Raw genomic sequence first — 21,542 nt, forward strand, 5'->3', positions numbered from 1 at the left:
GAAGTGAGGGGTGGCACCGTGTTGGTGTCACCCCTCATCATACGTGTGATTGCGGCGGTTTGTTACTCTCCCACACCCTATCGAGTGCAGTACCATCACCGTACTAGGTCTTAGCTACCAGGTTCGAAAAGGATACTGGGCGTTTCCCCTAGGCCATGACCACCGCAAAATCTTCAATTATCAACCCCATCAATAATGGGCTCATGTATCATTTGTTTCGTGTTTGTGGTTCGGGGACCGGCTAGTAGACGCGACACGTTTCGTGTTCTCATATAATGCTCCTTGTTGAGTATTAATCGTATTCGCATAAGGAGTGTTCAATAAGAGTGTGATTACCTTCGACTATTAGTACCGGTCAGCTCCACACGTTACCATGCTTCCACACCCGGCCTATCAACCTCATCATCTCTAAGGAGTCTCACACACCCCCAAAGGAGTGTCAGGAATTCTCATCTTGGAGAGAGCTTCCCGCTTAGATGCTTTCAGCGGTTATCTCTTCCGAACGTAGCTAACCAGCCATGCCACTGGCGTGACAACTGGCATACCAGAGGTTCGTCCACCCAGGTCCTCTCGTACTATGGGCAGGACTCCTCAAAATTCCAACGAGCGCAGAGGATAGAGACCAAACTGTCTCACGACGTTCTGAACCCAGCTCGCGTGCCGCTTTAATCGGCGAACAGCCGAACCCTTGGGACCTGCTCCAGCCCCAGGATGCGACGAGCCGACATCGAGGTGCCAAACCATCCCGTCGATATGGACTCTTGGGAATGATCAGCCTGTTATCCCCGGGGTACCTTTTATCCGTTGAGCGATGCCGCGTCCGTACGCCGGCACCGGATCACTATTTCCGACTTTCGTCCCTGCTCGACCCGTCAGTCTCACAGTCAAGCTCCCTTGTGCAATTACACTCAACACCCGATTACCAACCGGGCTGAGGGAACCTTTGAGCGCCTCCGTTACTCTTTAGGAGGCAACCGCCCCAGTTAAACTACCCGCCAGGCACTGTCCCTGACTAGGATAACTAGTCGAGGTTAGACATCCAATATAAACAGAACGGTATTTCACTTGCCGACTCCACACAAGCTAGCGCCCATGCTTCCAAGTCTCCCGCCTATGCTACACAATCCACACCGAATGCCAATACCAAGGTATAGTAAAGGTCCCGGGGTCTTTTCGTCCTTCTGCGCTTAACGAGCATCTTTACTCGTACTGCAATTTCACCGAGCTCCTGGTCGAGACAGTGGGGAAGTCGTTACGCCATTCGTGCAGGTCGGAACTTACCCGACAAGGAATTTCGCTACCTTAGGATGGTTATAGTTACCACCGCCGTTTACCGGGGCTTAAATTCACCACGTCACATTACTGTTAATGGATCCTCTTAACCTTCCGGCACCGGGCAGGCGTCAGTGCATATACAGCGACTTACGTCTTCGCATGCACCTGTGTTTTTGGTAAACAGTCGCTACCCCCTGGTCTGTGCCACCCCCAAAAGCTCCACCCGCAAAGAGTTTCACCATCAAGGGTCTCCCTTATACCGAAGGCACGGGAGTAATTTGCCGAGTTCCTTGACCAGGATTCGCTCGATCGCTTTGGTATACTCTACCTGACCACCTGTGTCGGTTTAGGGTACGGGCAGTATACACTCTCACACCGAAGTTTTTCTTGACACCAAGACACACCAAAACACCACCCAACGATGATGCGCATCACACCTCACCCACACGTTCAACGGATTTACCTATCAAACAGGCTGCGTGCTTACCATGCCAAAACCACCTGACATGTCGGCTATCACGATGCGTCACTCCTGTGCTGTCCTACTACAAACCAAGATCCCAATCATGAAAACTCACCACACCCGAAAGCATGGATCATAAACATCAGAGGTTAGTATAGTAAGCCTCGGATTTGACGAGTATACACTGGTAGGAGAATATCAACTCCTTCACCCAATCGACTACGCCTGTCGGCCTCGCCTTAGGACCCGACTCACCCAGGGACGATGAACGTGGCCCTGGAACCCTTAGTCATCCAGCGGACGGGATTTTAACCCGTCTTTCGTTACTCATGTCTGCATTCTCACTTCCATACAGTCCACAAAAGTTTCCACTCCTGCTTCACCCCAGTATGGAACGCTCTCCTACCCAACCAGCCCTAAAGACTGATTGCCGCGTCTTCGGTGGTGTGCTTGAGCCCCGCTACATTGTCGGCGCGGAACCACTAGACCAGTGAGCTGTTACGCACTCTTTCAAGGATGGCTGCTTCTAAGCCAACCTCCTGGCTGTCTATGCGACTCCACATCCTTTCCCACTTAGCACACGCTTAGGGACCTTAGACGACGATCTGGGCTGTTTCCCTTTCGACAACGAAGCTTATCCCCCGCTGACTCACTGCTAGACACCACTTCACAGGTATTCGGAGTTTGGCTGCTATTGGTACCCTATACGGGCCCGCAAGCATCCAGTAGCTCTACCCCCTGGAAACTAATCTAACGCTGCACCTAAATGCATTTCGGAGAGAACCAGCTATCACGGAATTTGATTGGCCTTTCACCCCTATCCACAAGTCATCGCCCCAGTTTTCAACCTAGGTGCGTTCGGTCCTCCACAAAGTCTTACCCCTGCTTCAACCTGCTCAAGGATAGATCATCCCGCTTCGGGTCTAGGGCATGCAACTCAAACGCCTTTTAAAACTCGCTTTCGCTACGGATCCCCCACACGGGTTAACCTCGCTACATACCACTAACTCGCAGACTCATTTTTCGATAGGCACGCCGTCACCCCTCAAGGCTCCGACGGATTGTAAGCTCACGGTTTCAGAAACTATTTCACTGTCCTCCCGGACTACTTTTCACCTTTCCCTCACGGTACTCGTTCACTATCGGTCACATGGATATATTTAGACTTACCCAACGGTCTGGGCAGATTCACACGAAATTCCTCGAGTATCGTGCTACTCGGGACAACTCATAGCAAGACAACGCGCTACCACCTACGGGGCCATCACCCTCTCCAGCCAGGCATTCAATCCTGTTCAGCTCACACGCCATTTTATCACTCACCACCAGCCTGTCAGAACCAGTACAAAGCATCCCACAACACCACTCACGCAACCCCTGACAAGTATCACACGCAAATGGTTTAGTCTCCTCCGCTTTCGCTCGCCACTACTCACGGAATATCTCTTCCTGTAGGTACTGAGATGTTTCACTTCCCTACGTACGCCCCCACAAAAAATGGGTATCAAGCATTCATACTTGATGAGTTTCCTCATTCAGACATCCTCGGATCACAGCTCGGTTGACAGCTCCCCAAGGCTTATCGCAGCCTCCCACGTCTTTCATCGCTCCCATGTGCCAAGGCATCCACCCTAAGCCCTTAACAGTAAAAACACCATTAAACACTACCGAATACAATTCCTAGACAACAAATCATCACACTAAAATGATCACAAAACGATCGAACCACAACTCAAAAAAATAAAAATTCTCAGAGTTCGATTCAATTACAACAAACAAGCAAAAAAATAAAACTTGTTTGCTCGCGTCCACTATCCAGTTCTCAAACCACAAACCCACACACAACCACACACCAAACAAACCATCCAGCATGCAATCACATGGGGAAGCTACCAAGACTGCTGTCGCAATCCGGAAACCCAAAAGCATATTCCACACTACAATGTTTCAATAACATTCCACACCAGAACACAACACCCCACACCACAACAGTGCAAGAAAAAAAATATGTTGTGCCACAAAAACAACCCATAACAATGGGTTCTCAAAATCTCCGTAGAAAGGAGGTGATCCAGCCGCACCTTCCGGTACGGCTACCTTGTTACGACTTAGTCCCAATCGCGAACCTCACCTTAGACGGCTCCCCCAGAAAAACTGTTAGGCCACCGGCTTCGGGTGTTGCCCACTTTCATGACTTGACGGGCGGTGTGTACAAGGCCCGGGAACGCATTCACCGCAGCGTTGCTGATCTGCGATTACTAGCGACTCCACCTTCACGGAGCCGAGTTGCAGGCTCCGATCCGAACTGAGACCGGTTTTCAGAGATCCGCTCCAGGTCACCCTATCGCACCTCGCTGTACCGGCCATTGTAGCATGCGTGAAGCCCAAGACGTAAGGGGCATGATGATCTGACGTCATCCCCACCTTCCTCCGAGTTAACCCCGGCGGTCTCTTGTGAGTTCCCACCATAACGTGCTGGCAACACAAGACAAGGGTTGCGCTCGTTGCGGGACTTAACCCAACATCTCACGACACGAGCTGACGACGACCATGCACCACCTGTGAAAACGCTCCGAAGAGAAACCCCATCTCTGAGGCAATCGTTAACATGTCAAGTCTTGGTAAGGTTCTTCGCGTTGCATCGAATTAATCCGCATGCTCCGCCGCTTGTGCGGGCCCCCGTCAATTTCTTTGAGTTTTAGCCTTGCGGCCGTACTCCCCAGGCGGGATGCTTAACGCGTTAGCTCCGACACAGAACCCGTGGAAAGGGCCCCACATCCAGCATCCACCGTTTACGGCGTGGACTACCAGGGTATCTAATCCTGTTCGCTCCCCACGCTTTCGCTCCTCAGCGTCAGTCATAGCCCAGAGACCTGCCTTCGCCATTGGTGTTCTTCCCGATATCTACACATTCCACCGTTACACCGGGAATTCCAGTCTCCCCTACTACACTCTAGCCTGCCCGTACCCAGCGCAAATCCACCGTTAAGCGATGGACTTTCACACCAGACGCGACAAACCGCCTACGAGCTCTTTACGCCCAATAATTCCGGACAACGCTTGCACCCTACGTATTACCGCGGCTGCTGGCACGTAGTTAGCCGGTGCTTATTCAAAAAGTACACTCACAGTAAAACTGCTTGCTCCCAATTAAAAGCGGTTTACAACCCGAAGGCCGTCATCCCGCACGCGGCGTCGCTGCATCAGGGTTCCCCCCATTGTGCAATATTCCCCACTGCTGCCTCCCGTAGGAGTCTGGGCCGTATCTCAGTCCCAATGTGGCCGGTCGCCCTCTCAGGCCGGCTACCCGTCGAAGCCTTGGTAGGCCACTACCCCACCAACAAGCTGATAGGACGCGATCCCATCGTATAGCACTCAATCACTTTCCCACACCACCATGCGATGATGCGGACCATAGGGCATTACCACCCGTTTCCAGGAGCTATTCCCCACTACACGGCAGGTTGATCACGCGTTACTCACCCGTTCGCCACTCTCACCAACCCAAGCAAGCTTGAGCCAGATCCCGTTCGACTTGCATGTGTTAAGCACGCCGCCAGCGTTCGTCCTGAGCCAGAATCAAACCCTCCACAAAAAACTTGCAAAAAGGCCATCAAAAATGACTCACAAAAATAAAATCAACGAAAAAACAAAAAGTTTCAACGCACAAAAAAAGACACTCATCAAACCATCACAGTACCCAAACACAAAACAATATTCAGGCGAGCATCACTGGCATTATCAAAACAATAAAAAGTAGTACAAAACACGCTCTTGAGTTCTCAAACCACCACAACACAAACCAGCACAACCACTCACAAACCAAGCAATCACACCGCATCAGGCAGCGAATAAAAACAATACACCAAACCACAACCCCACGCAAATATTCGGCGTGTTGCCCAGAAAATAAAGGCTTTTGCATTTTCGGGTATTTTTACAAAATATCAGCTCTCGACTGTCCACCTCCAAAAAAAAACACACTCAGGGCACACGAAAATGACCCACGAATTTCAGAATTCGCCTCACCGCGCTACACTGTATTTCTTGTACACACAGTTATCGTATGTACATCGGATTATAGCGCAGCTTGGTAGCGCACCTCGTTCGGGACGAGGGGGTCGTGGGTTCAAATCCCACTAATCCGACTTGGCCCTTACGGGAAGCATTATGCTCTTTTGGAACGATACAAGCTAGTCCTCTGTCGTTTATCAAAATTTTGTTTCCTAAATCACAGTCAATTTTCCGTGAAATTCAATAGATTCCCCCGCATCTAGAGGTCTTTTCCGCTACAATAAATAAACAGGTAGTTGCAACACAACAGATGTATTGTCTACCAAAGAATTAAACGATCACCACTTTATGTGGATAACTAGGAAGGGAGCACTCATGGATATTGTTGAGAACCTCAAGGACGCAGCTCAGGCAGCAGGCGACAAGATTGCAGATGTAGCCTCAGATATCAAGGATAAGGCCGCTGACCTAGCAGATAAGGCTGGCGACAAGTTTGACGAGATCAAGGCTGATGCCGAGGTAAAGAAGGCAGAAGCTGAGAAGGCTGCAACTGAAATCAAGAACGACGTGAAGGATGAGCTGGACAAGGACTAAGAACGTACAACGCATGAAGTACGGCTTTATTTAGTACCTCGGTAGGTTCTACGGACTGCTAAAAGTCCGACATAGCCCCATCAATAGTGAGAATGAGAATCTCCTCCATTGGTGGGGCTTTTCATATTTGCTCCCGCGTGTGCTCTCATACCCCTCGTATAGTGCTCCATTGCGCTAACGACCAATGTGGACCCTTGTGCACCCCCACCTGCGCACCGCATGCCCTGTACACTTCATACCTTGTGCACCCGCTTCCTTATCAGCGTGATGTCAGCGTGATGTGCATTATCCCCGAACTAGGCCTTGAGCGCGAAAACGCAAGTTCGAAAAAAAACTGAAGAGTATTATCGCAATCAGAAGTAGTTTGGAGGGATTTATGGAATCTATCGCAGTTTTTACAGGCGCTGGCATCTCGACGTCTGTGGGCATTCCTGATTTTCGCGGCCCGGATGGAGTGTGGACAAAGCATCCTGAGCAAACGAGCGTCTACGATTATGACCTCTTTTTGAGTAATCAGCAGGCCCGCGAATACTCGTGGCGTTGGCAGAAAGAATCTGCTGTATGGAATGCACAACCTGGCCCTGCACATAAGGCGCTAGTAGATCTGGAAAAAGCAGGCCTTTTGAGTGTTATTGCCACGCAGAACTTTGATGGTCTACATGAGCGCGCAGGAAATTCTTTAGACAAAGTCGTCAATTTGCACGGCACAATTGCCACCTCGCACTGCATTAACTGCCACGAAGGCTATCAAACATCCGATGTGATGGATCAGCTCGAGGAGCATCCAGATCCGCGCTGCACGGTGTGCGGAGGCATGATTAAAACGGATGTCACGTATTTTGGGCAGGCCCTACCGGATGGGGCAATGGAAAAGGCTGCCCAAGGTATTTCAAAAGCGGAGGAATTGTGGGTTATCGGATCAAGCCTCGAAGTTTATCCTGCGGCCTCTTTAGTTCCTTTGGCAGCACAGCTAGGAAAACGAATCCTTATCATCAATGCCGAGCCTACACATATGGATTACCTGGCAAATGCTGAAGATATTATTCGAGAGCCCATTGAGAAAGTCATACCTGAATTGGTTCAGCAGAGGGTTGCACAGAAAAGTCATCAATAATCAATAGAGCGTTTTAGCAGGATTGTCTTTTGCTCCAGCCTCCTGGCATGTACACCTGTATTTTTGTGCCCACACAGCCATCTCAACCGTGTGGGCACAAAAATAATGAAATCCGCTCCGTTTAGTATGCGTTAGTATACGCGGTTAACCCTAAAGCCCTTCATATGTAAGGCATCCATAATTTGCTGGATATGATCTGGACCGTTCGTTTCTACCGTGACTTCCAAAAGCACCGCATTGGTGTAATGCGACTGCGCTTTGAACTGGTCGTGGTTCAGCTCGATAACGTTGGCGCGCAAATCCGCCAAAATCTGAGCAATCAAAGCAAGCTGTCCTGGCGTATCCGGAAGCTCTACACCAAACTGCATAATGCGACCGCGCGAAATCATACCGCGCTGGATAACTGCGCCAATGGTTACTGTATCGATATTGCCGCCAGACAAAATGGGCACGATAACGCGCTTCGAAGGCTCAGGAACTTCCAAGAGCTGAGCGTCTGCACCATCGGATTCCAGTGAGGACACGGACTTAACGCGATCAAGCACATTTAAGGCGGCCAAGGACACCGCACCGGCGGCTTCGACCACGAGCTTGTGCTTTTCCAGCATGAGCAAGATCATTTCGGAAATATCGCGTTCACTGACGGTGACGAAGCCATCCAAATACTTTTCGAGCAAAGCAAATGTGAGATCACCTGGCTCTTTGACAGCCACGCCTTCGGCGGACGTGCTGACTGTGGCGGCAGGATGCACAGTATGCGTGCCGGAAGTGAAGGACTGCCCGAATGCCACGGAACCTTCCGGCGTGACGCCGATGACACGCACATGCGGCGCAAAGGTTTTCACCGCCATGGCCACACCAGCGCCCAATCCGCCCCCGCCGAGCGGTACGAGAATATCCGTAACCTCTGGGCAGTCTTCCAGAATTTCCATAGCAATTGTGCCCTGTCCCGTGAGCACATCGTAGTCATTAAACGGATGAACGAAAGTCATGCCTTCTTTTTCCGATAATTGAGCGGCATACGCGCTAGATTCGTCGAATACATCACCTTCCAGATCTACGCGCGCGCCTAATGCTCGGGTGGCGTCAACCTTCAACGGAGGTGTAATACGAGGCATCACGATGGTGGCTTGTGCGCCGCGTTCCCGAGCGGCATATGCCACACCCTGAGCGTGATTTCCCGCAGAAGCAGTAACAATGCCTCGGTCCAATTCTTCTTGGGACAGTGAGGCAATTTTGTTGTATGCGCCGCGTAGCTTAAACGAGCCTGTACGTTGCAAATTTTCTGGTTTGAGCAAAATCTTTGCACCGGTCATCTCCGATAAAATTTTGGATGGCTCAAGCTGTGTATGACGCACAACCTTCTTCAAGCGTTGTGCTGCTGCCTCTAAATCTGCAGCATGATCGCGATTGACGTACTGCGCGACTTCATCTGGTGTCATTCTGCCTCCTCCACGTGTTTCTCATAGTCTAAACCCGAATAGAAACTGCTCAATGTATCTGACCGATGAGTAAGATAACAATCACGATAATAATGGCGATTTTGGGGCGGCTTCATGGCGATTCATGATGAAGATGCAGAGCACGAGACGGCGGCACAAGCGAGCGCGGGCAGCAGTGCAAAGGATTCGGACTATGAACGTTGGCTTGAGCCGCAGAATCCAGCCGCTCGCGCAACCGCGAATTCTTTCTCTTCTTCCTCTGTTTATGACGATATCGATGATGATTTCGATCTCGAATCCTCCACCTCGGACCAATCCACCGCGTTTACTGCGCACAATGCTCAGTCACCTGATCCCCACACTCAAAAACAACCTTATACTCAGAACCACGCCAATTTCGTATCCTACGGATTTCCGCTCTCCAATAGAAATAAACGACCGTCTTCTCTGCGCAGCGAGTCCACCGCTACGCCGGCTACGCAATTTGCCCGCAGAAAAAACTATCGTACGCATCTTCAAGAGCTGATGAGTGGCTCTTCAAGCCATCGCTGGAGTGTGGCATTGCGCGGCATTATGTGCGGCATCGCAGCCGGCTTGCTCGCCCTGGCTTACCGCGCCCTCATCGGGTACGGCAATACGTGGGCTGTCACCGCCTACACGTACATCCGCACCCATCCGTGGTCTGTACTGCTGTGGCTGGCCATTGCTGCGCTGAGCAGTTGGATTATTACCAAGCTCGTTCAATGGGAGCCTATGGCATCGGGCTCAGGCATTCCCCAAGTCGAGGGTGTACTGCTGTGGGGACTGAAGATGCGGTGGTGGTCCGTGCTTTTTGTGCGCTTTACGGCGGGTGTGCTGTGCGGGTTCTTCGGCATGAGCTTGGGCCGCGAGGGACCATCTATACAAATTGGCGCAGCAAGTGCTTCCGCCATAAGCTCGCGCATGAGCACGAACACCGTGGAAAAGGATAATTACGTTACTGCAGGTGCGGCTGCTGGACTGTCTGCGGCCTTTAGCGCTCCACTGTCTGGTGTGATGTTTTCGCTGGAAGAGGTGTACCGTAGTTTTAATCCTTTGGTGCTTCTTACGGCTACCACGGCTGCACTTACGGCGGATTTGCTGTCCAAGTTGGTGTTTGGGTTTACGCCGGTTTTGCAATTTGCACATATTAGTGCGTTGGATGCAGGCACCTATGTGTGGCTGATTCCTTTGGGTATCATCAGCGGTCTGGTGGGCGCTGCGATGAATAAAATGCTACTTGGTATGCAAACGCTGTTTAATCGCATTCCTACGCGCTGGCGCATGTTTGTATCTCTGGCTATTGCGCTTGCTGTGGGCGTGGCTTTCCCCTTAGCGTTGGGCGGTGGAGCACAATTAGTGCAGCTTGCGCAGACGGGCGCACCGAGCTTGGCTTTCCTCGCATTAATTTTGCTCATTAAAATGCTGTTTACCTCCACCAGTTTTGGAAGTGGAGCCCCGGGCGGTATCTTTTTGCCTATTTTGGCCGTAGGCGCTGTGGCAGGCAGTTTGTGCGCGCGTATTTTAGACAGCCTATCCTTTGTGCATTTTTCTTCGGATAAGAATGTGATTATTACCTTTGCTATGCTGGCTATGGCGGGCACCTTGTCCTCCTCCGTAAAAGCGCCTATTACTTCGCTGCTTTTGGTTTCGGAAATGACCGGATCGTTTATCCATATGTTCCCGGTGGCAGTGGTGACGTTTACCGCGTTATTTGTGGCAGATCAGCTGAAAATTAAGCCCATTTATCATGAATTGCTCAACCGTTATATGGCCAGCCACGCCAAACCACAGCAGACTACACCAACCGAGCAGTCGGGTATCCTCTCCCTGCCCGTTGAACTCGGCAGCGTCGCCATGGGCAAGAAGGTGGGTGATATCGCGTGGCCGGAAGATATGTCATTAATAGCCATTCGCCGCGGAGGGCAGGAATTCGTACCACAAAGCTCCACCGTTATCCACCCAGGCGATGGCGTTGTGGTGCTCTTCTCAGGTAAGGATCAGATGAGTGCCCGGCAGGAATTGGGCTTAATCTGCTTGGCCGCCTATTAGGCATGCTAGTGCAAAAGTCGCGTATGTAGCCTTAGCCGCGGAGCGCCACGAAAAACATGAGACCGCCGATAATTGCTAACACCGGCAATCCCACTGCAAGGAGCAGATAAATCGCAAAATCCACCCAGTGTTTCGCGCGTGCGAGGCTAATAATTTCGTTCATAGCGGTGGAAAAGGTGGAGAATCCACCCAGAAAGCCTGTAGTTGCCAGAGCGTAAAGGCCGATGTGGTTGTCTTGATGGAGGAAGGCGAGCGCGGCCGCAAAAAGCAAGCCTGCAGTAGTATTGATAATCAGCGTAGACCACGGAAAAATCGTAGCTTTGACACGTTTGATGAGCGTGTCCACTACGAAGCGCGCTATGGCGCCGAATCCGCCACACGCGCTAATAGCTAGAAGAGTGGTTATGCTCACGATGTTTATCCCTACTTGTGCTGATATCTTGTGCCTGTCCTCACGAATAGCCGCTCATCACTTGTACGCTAAGAAGCAGTCACCCGTTCATCCGTTCATGCCATCGCTCTAAATTCGAACAACGAAAACTATTGTATCGTCCGCGTAGCGCACGTCAATGCGCCCTTTAAAAAGCTTCACCATATTTTGTGCCATATTGAGGCCGATGCCGAATCCGGCGCTGGAGTGTGATTCATCGTCACGATAGAATCGTTCAAAGAATTGTGAATAATCTTTGTTTTTCCCCTCTGCATAGGTATTGGCCACTTCCAGATGTGCCGTGTAGCGAATGTCTCGGGATTTGCGTAGCTCCACGGAGACTTTGCCCTGCGGGTCGCAGTATTTATTGGCATTATCCACCAAAATGGTGGCAAGCTCATACGCGGATTTGGATTCGGCTTTGATATGAATATCAGGCACAATATTCATCTCGAAACGTTTTCCATCTTTGACAATCGAACTCTTAAAACTTTTTGCGGCTTGATACACCGTCTCGGAAAAATCTATGTCTGTTAGCTCCATATTTGGCTGTTCTTCGAGCCGTGCTAAAGCGACCATGTGGTTGATGAGCGAGGTCATGCGTTCCACTTGAGTTTTGGTCGAAGCACTCCACTCATTTTCGCCTTCAATCATTTCTTGCAGCTCGGTATTTGCAGAAATAATAGCCAGCGGGGTTTTCAGTTCGTGCCCAGCATTGGTAATGAAACGCTTTTGCTTCTCATAATTTTCAACAAAAGGTTGCACAGCCCAGCGAGAGAGGATAGCTGCCACAATAGTAAACACGAGCAAGCCGAGCACAAAAAGAATGACGGAAAGATAAAACAGTCGGGTGCGATTGGCTATCTGAGAATTGATATTGATGGCCGAAATTCTCGTACCGCTCTCCGTCACCTTAATTTGGTAGCTAAAGGACTGTTCCTCGATATCCGTTGTACCCTCAGTTATTGCAGCGCTAATCAGGCTCGAGGCGGCTTGTGTGATTTCATCATCGGTGAGATAGTCAAGATTGCTTTTATTCGTGACAGAAATATTGCCCTCGCTATCTTGGAAGGCGCTGAAATATTGATAATGCAATCCTTCTGTTTTGGTGAAGCTCAAGCCGAAAAATGAGGATTGCAATATTTTTTCTATACGATCTACGGGCAATGTGCCGTCGTTTTCGTTAATGACTTGAAGGATGATGGTATTTTCCCGTCCGCTTTCCCACTGGGAGGTGAGATTCAGAAGAGCAATGGGCGCAATCAAAATGATGCTTAATGCCAATGTGGCAATAAGTGTGAAGCGGATGCGCAAGCTCCTAATCATGGACAGCCTCCAAACCGTAAGGTCCACCGTCATGCCCTGTGATTTTTACCTGAGCACCAATGGCCTTGAGCTTTTGCTTGAGATAAGAAATATAAATCCACACATATCCGGCATCTTTATCCTCATTGTGCTCAAAAATATGCGCATACACATCATCTTGTGTTACGGTCGTATGCTGCGCATTCAAAATGAGGTATTCCAAAAGCTTTGACTCGTTGGCGCTTAACCGCATAGAACTGTGCGCGGCAACTTCTTGCTCGCGGACATTCAGCGTAATATTGCCGCAGTTGAGTTCTTTCTCCGTGAAGCTGGTTTCGAATCGTCTCTCCATCGAGCGCAGGCGAGCCAGCAATTCTTTCAGGGATATGGGCTTGGATAAATAATCGTCAGCACCCAAATCTAGGCCGGTTACGCGGTCATCGATTTCTGCCATGGCGGTCAGCATAATAATGTATGTTTTGTTGCCACTGGCACGTATTTCTGCGAGGGCTTCCAACCCGGATTTCACGGGCATCATAATGTCCAAAATCATGATGTCAAATGCGTGATTTTTCGCCTGATCTACCGCTTCTTGCCCATTTGCCACGGCGGTAACCGCATATCCTTGCTTCTCCAACGCCACCTGATAGGCACGGCGTAAAGCTTGCTCGTCTTCGGCTATGAGAATCTTCATTAGTCGTCATCTCCTTGAATGAGGTGTCGAATGGTTTGCATGCTCAGATCGCAGGATGCAAGCTCGTCCGCACACCTTTTGAGTTCCGCAGCTATGCGCTCTTGGTTATCGATGCCTTTTTTGTACTTCATCTGATGTTCGAGCGCAGCCCACGAATCCATGGCGATGGTGCGCACTTGTACTTCCACAAAATACGTGCCTGGCATATTCCCATCACAGTCGGCGTCGTCACAGGACACTTCAAGAATTGCATGATAAGAACGGTAGCCGTTGGGTTTTGCGTTGTATACATAATCTTTTTCGTTGTATACGCGCACGCCTGGGATAGCGCGCAAAACATCCACCACCCTATGGATATCTTCGATAAAGCCCGTCACTACGCGGATGCCGATGCCATCATGAATAACTTTTAACGCATTATGCGGGGTAGCTTCTAATCCTTTGCGTTGACATTTTTCTCGCATGCTGTCTTCGGACTTAATGCGATAACTCACATGCTCATACAGCTTATAATGGGTTTCCTGATAGCTCTGCGCATTAGCGTTGCTCAGTTCTGCGATGATGCGGTCAAGGACGCTTTGCATGGTGAGGCGATGCGATGCATAGATGGATGTATTCTGCTCACCTATGGCATTGCCCTTACTATCATCCATGAAAAACTCCTTGAACATCCGTGTACTTTACGTAGGTACTCCGCATATATACTCTGCGTTACGCAGTCCTTGTCATTCCATCGTAGTGAGTATCGAGCTTAGTGTCTACGCTTGCGCGCTTTGTCTCCACGCCTCGAATTTTCACGTTTATTTCTCCGTGAAGCACGCGTTTCACCCTGCGATGGTTGAGCTACGCGGTCTTCTCTGTCAGCTGCCTGATGGTGGAGCTCCTGCTGTGCCACCTTCTGATGACGTCGAGAAGCATTACGGCTTCTATTGCGCGCGTATTCTACAGTGGAGTTGCTGGAGGAACTTTTGAGAGCAGGCCGTGTAGCGGGTGAAGCATCCTCCTGATGTGCCATATGCTCCCCATGCTGCGCTCTATGTGTATGTGCAGATTGCGTCGATGGCGCTAACTGACTATCCCGATGCGCAATATAGGACACGGAAGATGACGAGGAGGAGGACGGGTGAGGATAAGCATGCACATTGTGCGTACGGGTCTGGTGATCAGATTCACGCCCTTGGCGTGAACGGTCTGTGCTCCGTGAATTGCGCGAAGATCTATCCGCACGCGCATCTTCCCGGGACCTCACCACGAAAGAACCCGCCCATGAGCCCAGCAAGCAGAAAATTAAACCGGATAGGATCGAAAAAACAGCGTACACCCAGCCATAATGGTTTGCCGTAATTTCCAAAGCAAGCGTAGACATCGTGGATAATCCACCACAAAAGCCCATGCCCACTCCGCGAGAGAGAAGCTGCTCCATCCTGCGCGATGAGGCATGTGACGTGGGGTTAGCTCGCGTATGCTTCCTCCCTGATGCCCGTGAGCGATTGCGTTTTCTAGGCTGTGCTACGAGGATGGCTGCGAGCAGCGCAAAGATAAAGCATGCTACCATATTGGCGATAAACGTGCCCCAGTGAATGCCTAAGGTATATGGTGCCGTATTGAGAGCGGTGCCTAAGGAGTAGCGCACAGCCGTGCCGAAAAATCCGCCGACGAACACAACCACGTAAATCCACACGTCTGTCAGTGGATTATATGCCATGGTTGTGCGTGGAGCGGGTGAAGAAATTCGGTGACTGTGTTTTGCCATAACCATTATTGTACAAAGTGCACCACTGCCGAGTCTGAGTGTGTGCTCTAAACTTTCTGAAGATATGCACGTTCTTTACATGCGTGTGCGAGGTTTTTACACATAATTGAGGCCGGACTAAAAATTCTGCAAGCCCAGCGGAAACGATGGGAAAAATCAAAGGGCAGATTCTACTGCACGTAGATATTCTGCCCCTTGATTTCATCATTTATCACAAGCGTTACGGATTTTTGCGCAGTGCCGTGCGCTTTTACTCATCCAGCAAAGAATGCACAGAAATGATGTGATCGCGCTGAGGACCGGTACCGATGGCGGAGATACGGCAACCGGAGAGCTCTTCCAAACGACGCACATAATTCTGAGTCGTTTCTGGGAGGTCGTCGAAGCTGTGGATTTGAGAAATATCCTCATCCCAACCTGGCATTTCCTCATAAATAGGTGTTGCGCGTGCAATAGCATCCTGATCCGTTGGCATTTCGTCGTAGCGTGTATGAGTACCATCCGCATTTTCTACGTCGTATGCCACGCAGATTGGAATAGTCTTTAAGCCCGTGAGCACATCGAGCTTGGTAAGTACGATGTCCGTCAAACCATTGACCTGAGTTGCGTAACGATTGACCACAGAATCGAACCAACCGCAACGACGTGGACGGCCTGTGGTCACGCCGAATTCATGACCCTGCTGACGCAACCACTCGCCCTCTTCATTGTCTAGTTCTGTAGGGAATGGGCCTTCACCCACACGCGTAATATACGCCTTAGATACGCCGATAACACGAGAAATCTTCGTAGGCCCCACGCCTGTACCTGTGCAGGCGCCACCTGCTGTAGGATTTGAGGAGGTGACGTATGGGTAGGTGCCGTGGTCGACGTCCAGCATCGTAGCCTGTCCGCCTTCAAACAGCACAACCTTCCCCTCATCCAAAGCCTGATTGAGCACCAAGCCCGTATTTGCTACATACTTGCGAATCTTTTCGCCCAGCTGCGTCAAATAATCTACGGTTTCCTGCACATCGATGGCACGCTGATTGTAAATCTTTACGAGCATTTGATTCTTCTGACGCAAGGAGGCTTCCACCTTGTCGTGCAAAATTTCAGGATTAAACAAATCATGCACGCGGATACCAATGCGGTTAATCTTATCCGCATATGCCGGGCCGATACCCCGACCGGTGGTACCAATCTTGCGCTTACCTGCATAGCGTTCAGTCACCTTATCGATGGTGCGATGATATGGCGCGATAATATGAGCCGAATCCGAAAGCAGGAGCTTCGAGCAATCTACTCCACGGGCTTCCAGGCCTTCGATTTCTTCGAGCAAAACCTCAGGATCGACGACCACACCATTGCCAATCACCGGTGTGACATTTGCGTTGACAATGCCTGATGGTAGCAAATGCAGCGCGTAGGATTCATCGCCCACCACGACTGTGTGACCGGCATTATTTCCACCGTTAAAGCGAGCAACGTAATCGACCTTGGAGCCAATTAAGTCCGTAGCTTTGCCTTTTCCTTCGTCGCCCCATTGTGCGCCCACAAGAATAATTCCCGGCATGGTGCCCTCCTTGCTCAAACAAATACACTTAGAGGATACCCTGAAGCGTCTACGAGTAAACCGCCTGCGAGTGCAGAAAAACGTGGAAAATTGCTGGAATTATGACACCTCTCAACTTTCTCAAATTCTGCATGCTGGACTGTGCAGCTGCGTAGGCAAAAGAAAAATCTGGCGACCTCTCAGCCACCAGATTGTGTATATCTGATTGGGTATATCAGAGCCCGAAAAGCACCAAGCTTCTATTTCAGTGCTTTCCCTGCCGAGCCGAGGCGTTCGCAAGCTTCAACCACACGCGCGGCCATGGAGCTTTCACCTTCCACACCCCAGGAGCGTGGATCGTACATCCCCTTCTCGCCTACCTCGCCGTCAATCTTGAGGACCTTGTCGTAATTCGTCATCATATGTCCAGCAATGGCGCGGGTAAACGCATACTGGGTATCGGTGTCGATATTCATCTTGATGACGCCGTTGCGCACAGCTTCGGCAATCTCCTCTTTGCTGGAGCCGGATCCACCATGGAAGACAAGGTAGAATGGCTTATCTGCATGCGCTCCGGGCAGTTGAGCAAAGTTCTCAGCTGTGGCCTGCTGAATTTCTTTGAGCAACTCTGGACGCAGCTTGACCACACCTGGCTTGTACGCACCGTGCACGTTACCGAAGGTGAAAGCCGCCATATAACGCGCATGGCCATTGCTGTCCGTGCTTAATCCCAAACGCTGAGCTACAAGCGCCGCATCCTCCACTGTGGAGTAGAGTTTTTCGTTAATTTCCGCACGCTGACCGTCTTCTTCGCCGCCCACAGCGCCGATTTCAATCTCCAAAATGGTGTGAGCCTGTGCCGATTTCTCGAGCAAAGCCTCTGCTATATCCAGATTATGGTCGAGAGGCACCGTAGAACCATCCCACATGTGGGACTGAAACATTGGCTCCTTGCCCTGCTTGACCTGCTCGATTTCCATATCGAGCAGGGGCTCCACCCATTCGCCTAAATACTGCTCAGCGCAGTGGTCCGTATGGAAAGCCACGGTGATGTGGGGATACTGCTGAGCTACTTCGCGCGCGTAGCTTGCTAACGCGACGGAACCCACCACACGATTTTTGACGCTTTGTCCACTCAAATACGATGCTGAGCCTACAGAAACCTGAATAATGCCATCGGATTCGGCTTGCGCAAAACCCTGTAACGCTGCATTCAATGTTTGAGAACTGGTGACATTGATGGCGGGATATGCGTAGCCACCCTCTCGAGCGGCGGCGAGCATTGCTGAATAACTTTCTGAAGTTGCAACTACCATAATTACTAACCTACTTCTTATCTCGTACAGCGTTTAACGCCCACATAATAGAAATAACATCGATGGCCTCTTGCCCGAAAGCACCTAGCACGGCTGGAATGACGCCGAAGGAGGCAACAATCATGCCAATGGTGGCGAGCGCGAGACCGATGATCACGGCTTGATACATCACGTTTTGTGTGCGTCGTGCGATCAAGATGGACTTTGGGATAAGGCTGACATCGTCATTCATAATGACCATGTGTGCAGTTTCAGATGCGGCTGTGGAGGAGCCGTCTGTAATGGCCACGCCAATGTCTGCAGATGCGAGAACGGGCGCATCGTTGACGCCATCGCCCACCATCATGGTGATGGCGTGGGTGTTTTGGCGAGAGTTGTGCAGGATGCGTTGCTTATTTTCTGGCAACAGCTTGGTGTACACGTCTTTTTGATTGATGCCTACTTGCTCAGCGATGCGATATGCCGAATCTTGGGAGTCTCCCGTAAGCATGGAAATATGGGTGACGCCCAGATCTCGTAGTGTTTTCACGGTATCCGCCGCATTGGCACGTGGGACATCGCGCAAAATAATGCGCCCCACCACGTCTCCATCGATGGAGACGTATGCGGCCATGGAGGCTGGCTCCAAATCGGAGAAGATATCATGCGAGGTGATGGCATCTTCGCGTTGCTTCGCTACATCTGGTAAGGTGCCGCGGACGGGTGCTTTCTGCTCGTTTGCCTGCAGCACATATTTGCGTGCAGGCGCAGAGGAATTGGATTTCTTAAATCCTTGGTTTGGTGCCTCTCCAAGCACAAATGCGAATCGGCCCACTTTGACGGTATGACCGCTGACTTGTGCCGTAACGCCCATGCCGCTGCGCTCTACAACTTGAGAGACGTCATCGACATCGAATTGAGCTAATTGCTCATCCGTAACGCGATCTCTTGCCTTTTTTCCTGCGGAGGCAATGCCTTGGGCCAAAATGTGGATGGAGTACGATTCCACTACACCGACTGCGCTGAGCAACATGTCATCGCTGATGTGATTCCAGAGGTTCGCACGCTCATCGTGTGCGCGCTCGACACGAACGACCTGTGGTTGCTTTACTGTTAATGTGCCTGTTTTATCGAAGAAAATTTGCGTAACTTTGGTCAGCTGTTCGATAATTTCCTGTCCCTTCACCAGTACGCCCGAGGCGGCCAAACGGGAGGTTCCACCGAGGTAGGCGACCGGTGCAGCAATCAGCAAAGGGCATGGGGTGGCAAGCACGAGCACCTCGGCAAAGCGCACGGGGTTGCCACTGAGGAACCAGGCGATGCCCGCAAGTGTGAACGCCACAACGGTAAAAGGCACTGCGAGCAGATCTGCCGTGCGCACCGATGCTGGGCGCGAGTTCTGAGCCGCTTCCACTAGGGACAAAATGCGCTGATACTGTGAATCCGCCGCCGCCGCTGTAGCACGTAACGTAAAGCTTTCGGAGTCGTTTATGGCTCCCGAAGGCACGCGCTGCGCATTGCGCACGGTTTGCGGCAGAGGCTCACCATTAATCATGGAAAGATTGACCACCGCTCTGTCGCTCATGACCACGCCATCGACGGGCACCGTTTCACCCGGCTTCACGAGTAGCAAGTCCATGACCTGCACCTCGCTGACGTCGACGTCTTCGATGTCTGAACCTTCCGCATTACCACCCGCAAAGCGATGCGCAATGCTTGGAGCGGACTTCATGAGCATGGTGAGGTTATGCTTTGCAGAGCTTTGAGCATAGGCTTCGATGACAGATCCCGAGTAAATCATCAGCACCACAGTCCACGATGCCCAATACTCGCCCACCGCAAGAGCGGAAATGATGGCCACCACCGCCAGCACATCGAGACCTACATGACCGTTTTTGATATCTTCAATCATGCCGATCAGCGTGTCACCCACGGTAACGATGACCAGCGCAACGACTATCCACAATCTCCACGCAGCAAACGCGCTGAGCGCAGGAAGGCTAAGGATTACGAGCAGGATAAAAACACCTATGGTTACAAAGAGCATGGGAACATTTTTGGCGGACTCCCAAATATTGCGCCACACTGCATTTTTCATTCTCTTCATCCTCCACACAAGGCGGTAGACGCTTTATTTTTCGTTTTTTCTTGAATTTTCTTCTTGAGCAAACCTAAAGCATCTCAAGTATAATTACTCCTACAATCTTAGTACCTTTTTAACTTTCATTTGACCGTCAAGGAGCCCCTATGTCGGATACCGTTTTGCCTCAAGAATTTGAGGAATATCTCGCTGGCCCACGCGTGCCAGATACTACTCGAGAGTTTCTGCGTGAGCTTCTCGAATGGATTTGCGAGAACCATCCTGAGCTGGACACCCGCATCGCATGGAATCAGCCCATGTTTACACATCACGGCACCTTTATCGTAGGCATGTCTGCAGTCACAAAGCATTTGTGCTTTACTGGCGAGCAGGTGGCTTTGGAAAAGCTACGCGATACCTTTACCGAGCGCGGTTATCGTTGCACGAAAAAGCTGGTGAATTTCCCATTAGATAAGCCTCTGCCTTTCGATCTCATCGAAGAGACTATACAGATGCAGATGAAGCTGAAGAAGGATATTGATAATTACTGGCTGCCTCAAGACGTAATTATCAAGGAACTTGGGCAAGAATAGTTTTTAAATCAATTCTGCCGTTGTTTCGATAGAAAATAGAAATAAGAAATACGTTCAGGGCTCTCGACATGACACGAGAGCCCTGAACTTTTAGCTACCTTCAGCTGTTTCTGCGCATCTATCGACGCGTATGACGCCCTAGCATAGCCTCTCCAGCACGCTTGCGACGAACAACCAGCACAATTCCAGCAATGAGCACTGCGAGAGCAACTCCGGCTATTGCCAGTACATCCGCACCCGTTTCAGATAGCTTCTGCAGGATAGGACTCGTCGGCACAGGAACTGGGATGCGGCGGTTGACCACTTCTCCCAGAGAAATCTCTTGTCCCTGTTCAGCGATGTCAGCATCCGCAGACCATTCAGCCTTTTCAAAGCCTTCTGGAGATTGAGTTTCCACAACGGTGTACTTGCCGTAGGCGAGACCCGTGAAGGACACAGCACCGTTGTCATCCGATACCGCTTGCTTGATTGCCTTTCCATTGCCATCTCGCACCTCAAAGGTTGCGCCGCTGAGTGGCTGTCCGTTGCCATCGACCTTCTTTAAGCTGATGGATCCGCGAATCAAGGTATTCACCATGCTGAAACCATTCTCCATATCACCAGCACTATCCTCAGCCACGTAGCCTTCAACCGGCTCTTCTTCCACGGAGTACTGGATTTCTTCACCCTGCTTATTAACCGGCAGGGATTCAAAGCTTCCCGTCCAATCAGACTCTGCACTCAAGCTGAGCTTCTGATCCGTGCGTTCACCATCCGCCAGCAGATAAACAGTAATGCTGTCTGGGCGCAGATTATCGATATTGTCATCATCTTGCCACGTCTTGCTTACCGAAATATCGCGCACATCCGGTGTGTGAGAATTGGTTACCACATATCCTTCTGCCAC

Annotated in this window: 14 protein-coding genes, 1 tRNA gene and 3 rRNA genes; 5 read left to right on the plus strand and 13 right to left on the minus strand. The window is 50.7% G+C overall.

Annotated elements, in window-relative coordinates; all coding sequences use genetic code 11:
- Window positions 1-49: 49 nt before the first annotated feature.
- The 3 genes from rrf to D570_RS0102115 form a co-directional block, all read right to left on the minus strand.
- Window positions 50-167: ribosomal RNA gene (gene rrf, locus D570_RS0102100) — 5S ribosomal RNA — on the minus strand.
- A 159-nt stretch (window positions 168-326) separates the two neighbouring features.
- Window positions 327-3,391: ribosomal RNA gene (locus tag D570_RS0102105) — 23S ribosomal RNA — on the minus strand.
- Window positions 3,392-3,797: 406 nt separating this feature from the next.
- Window positions 3,798-5,333, minus strand: a 16S ribosomal RNA gene (locus D570_RS0102115).
- Together the 16S, 23S and 5S rRNA genes form the textbook arrangement of a ribosomal RNA operon.
- 479 nt (window positions 5,334-5,812) lie before the next feature.
- On the opposite strand from D570_RS0102115, the gene D570_RS0102120 reads away from it, so the two are divergent.
- From D570_RS0102120 to D570_RS0102130, 3 genes are all read left to right on the plus strand, one after another.
- Window positions 5,813-5,886 (plus strand) — tRNA-Pro (locus D570_RS0102120).
- A gap of 241 nt (window positions 5,887-6,127) precedes the next feature.
- Entirely contained in the window at window positions 6,128-6,346 is a 219-nt protein-coding gene (locus D570_RS0102125) for a hypothetical protein (protein WP_018142751.1), read from the plus strand.
- Between the two features lie 376 nt (window positions 6,347-6,722).
- On the plus strand, window positions 6,723-7,460 hold the full coding sequence (locus D570_RS0102130) for an SIR2 family NAD-dependent protein deacylase (protein WP_018142752.1): 738 nt from the start codon (window positions 6,723-6,725) through the stop codon (window positions 7,458-7,460).
- Window positions 7,461-7,591: 131 nt separating this feature from the next.
- On the opposite strand, the gene ilvA is transcribed toward D570_RS0102130, so the two are convergent.
- Complete coding sequence (gene ilvA / locus D570_RS0102135; protein WP_018142753.1) at window positions 7,592-8,902, minus strand: threonine ammonia-lyase; 1,311 nt, start codon at window positions 8,900-8,902, stop codon at window positions 7,592-7,594.
- Window positions 8,903-9,016: 114 nt separating this feature from the next.
- On the opposite strand from ilvA, the gene D570_RS08240 reads away from it, so the two are divergent.
- On the plus strand, window positions 9,017-10,972 hold the full coding sequence (locus D570_RS08240; RefSeq protein WP_018142754.1) for a ClC family H(+)/Cl(-) exchange transporter: 1,956 nt from the start codon (window positions 9,017-9,019) through the stop codon (window positions 10,970-10,972).
- Between the two features lie 31 nt (window positions 10,973-11,003).
- On the opposite strand, the gene D570_RS0102145 is transcribed toward D570_RS08240, so the two are convergent.
- From D570_RS0102145 to D570_RS0102180, 8 genes are all read right to left on the minus strand, one after another.
- Window positions 11,004-11,384 (minus strand): fluoride efflux transporter FluC, encoded by a 381-nt coding sequence (locus tag D570_RS0102145; RefSeq protein WP_018142755.1) that lies wholly within the window; start codon window positions 11,382-11,384, stop codon window positions 11,004-11,006.
- A 108-nt stretch (window positions 11,385-11,492) separates the two neighbouring features.
- Window positions 11,493-12,728: a sensor histidine kinase gene (locus D570_RS0102150; RefSeq protein WP_018142756.1), complete on the minus strand. Its 1,236-nt coding sequence runs from the start codon at window positions 12,726-12,728 to the stop codon at window positions 11,493-11,495.
- On the minus strand, window positions 12,721-13,401 hold the full coding sequence (locus D570_RS0102155; RefSeq protein WP_018142757.1) for a response regulator transcription factor: 681 nt from the start codon (window positions 13,399-13,401) through the stop codon (window positions 12,721-12,723). The genes D570_RS0102150 and D570_RS0102155 overlap by 8 nt, the downstream gene beginning before the upstream one ends.
- Window positions 13,401-14,054, minus strand: coding sequence for a GTP pyrophosphokinase (locus tag D570_RS0102160; protein WP_018142758.1), 654 nt, complete (start codon window positions 14,052-14,054; stop codon window positions 13,401-13,403). Before D570_RS0102160 ends, D570_RS0102155 begins: the two co-directional genes overlap by 1 nt.
- A 98-nt stretch (window positions 14,055-14,152) precedes the next feature.
- Window positions 14,153-15,154 carry a fluoride efflux transporter FluC gene (locus D570_RS08995; protein WP_245531845.1) on the minus strand — a complete coding sequence of 334 codons (1,002 nt, stop codon included), beginning with the start codon at window positions 15,152-15,154 and terminating at the stop codon, window positions 14,153-14,155.
- A gap of 250 nt (window positions 15,155-15,404) precedes the next feature.
- On the minus strand, window positions 15,405-16,709 hold the full coding sequence (locus tag D570_RS0102170) for an adenylosuccinate synthase (protein WP_018142760.1): 1,305 nt from the start codon (window positions 16,707-16,709) through the stop codon (window positions 15,405-15,407).
- 239 nt (window positions 16,710-16,948) lie between these two features.
- A complete protein-coding gene (gene fbaA, locus D570_RS0102175; protein WP_018142761.1) occupies window positions 16,949-18,004 on the minus strand; it encodes a class II fructose-bisphosphate aldolase in 1,056 nt (351 codons plus the stop codon).
- A 10-nt stretch (window positions 18,005-18,014) separates the two neighbouring features.
- Complete coding sequence (locus tag D570_RS0102180; RefSeq protein WP_026181787.1) at window positions 18,015-20,090, minus strand: heavy metal translocating P-type ATPase; 2,076 nt, start codon at window positions 20,088-20,090, stop codon at window positions 18,015-18,017.
- Window positions 20,091-20,230: 140 nt separating this feature from the next.
- On the opposite strand from D570_RS0102180, the gene D570_RS08250 reads away from it, so the two are divergent.
- A complete protein-coding gene (locus D570_RS08250) occupies window positions 20,231-20,656 on the plus strand; it encodes an iron chaperone (RefSeq protein ID WP_018142763.1) in 426 nt (141 codons plus the stop codon).
- A gap of 118 nt (window positions 20,657-20,774) precedes the next feature.
- Here D570_RS08250 and D570_RS0102190 read toward each other — a convergent pair whose 3' ends face one another.
- Window positions 20,775-21,542 carry a Cna B-type domain-containing protein gene (locus D570_RS0102190; protein WP_169331213.1) on the minus strand — a complete coding sequence of 256 codons (768 nt, stop codon included), beginning with the start codon at window positions 21,540-21,542 and terminating at the stop codon, window positions 20,775-20,777.

This window comes from Alloscardovia criceti DSM 17774 (assembly GCF_000376885.1).
GTDB lineage: Bacteria > Actinomycetota > Actinomycetes > Actinomycetales > Bifidobacteriaceae > Alloscardovia > Alloscardovia criceti.

Bases quoted from the DNA above. Each gene is read 5' to 3' on its own strand.
- D570_RS0102125 (WP_018142751.1), top strand. From the start codon at position 6,128: ATGGATATTGTTGAGAACCTCAAGGACGCAGCTCAGGCAGCAGGCGAC.
- D570_RS0102130 (WP_018142752.1), top strand. From the start codon at position 6,723: ATGGAATCTATCGCAGTTTTTACAGGCGCTGGCATCTCGACGTCTGTG.
- ilvA (WP_018142753.1), bottom strand. From the start codon at position 8,902: ATGACACCAGATGAAGTCGCGCAGTACGTCAATCGCGATCATGCTGCA.
- D570_RS08240 (WP_018142754.1), top strand. From the start codon at position 9,017: ATGGCGATTCATGATGAAGATGCAGAGCACGAGACGGCGGCACAAGCG.
- D570_RS0102150 (WP_018142756.1), bottom strand. From the start codon at position 12,728: ATGATTAGGAGCTTGCGCATCCGCTTCACACTTATTGCCACATTGGCA.
- D570_RS0102155 (WP_018142757.1), bottom strand. From the start codon at position 13,401: ATGAAGATTCTCATAGCCGAAGACGAGCAAGCTTTACGCCGTGCCTAT.
- D570_RS0102160 (WP_018142758.1), bottom strand. From the start codon at position 14,054: ATGGATGATAGTAAGGGCAATGCCATAGGTGAGCAGAATACATCCATC.
- D570_RS08995 (WP_245531845.1), bottom strand. From the start codon at position 15,154: ATGGCAAAACACAGTCACCGAATTTCTTCACCCGCTCCACGCACAACC.
- D570_RS0102170 (WP_018142760.1), bottom strand. From the start codon at position 16,709: ATGCCGGGAATTATTCTTGTGGGCGCACAATGGGGCGACGAAGGAAAA.
- fbaA (WP_018142761.1), bottom strand. From the start codon at position 18,004: ATGGTAGTTGCAACTTCAGAAAGTTATTCAGCAATGCTCGCCGCCGCT.
- D570_RS0102180 (WP_026181787.1), bottom strand. From the start codon at position 20,090: ATGAAGAGAATGAAAAATGCAGTGTGGCGCAATATTTGGGAGTCCGCC.
- D570_RS08250 (WP_018142763.1), top strand. From the start codon at position 20,231: ATGTCGGATACCGTTTTGCCTCAAGAATTTGAGGAATATCTCGCTGGC.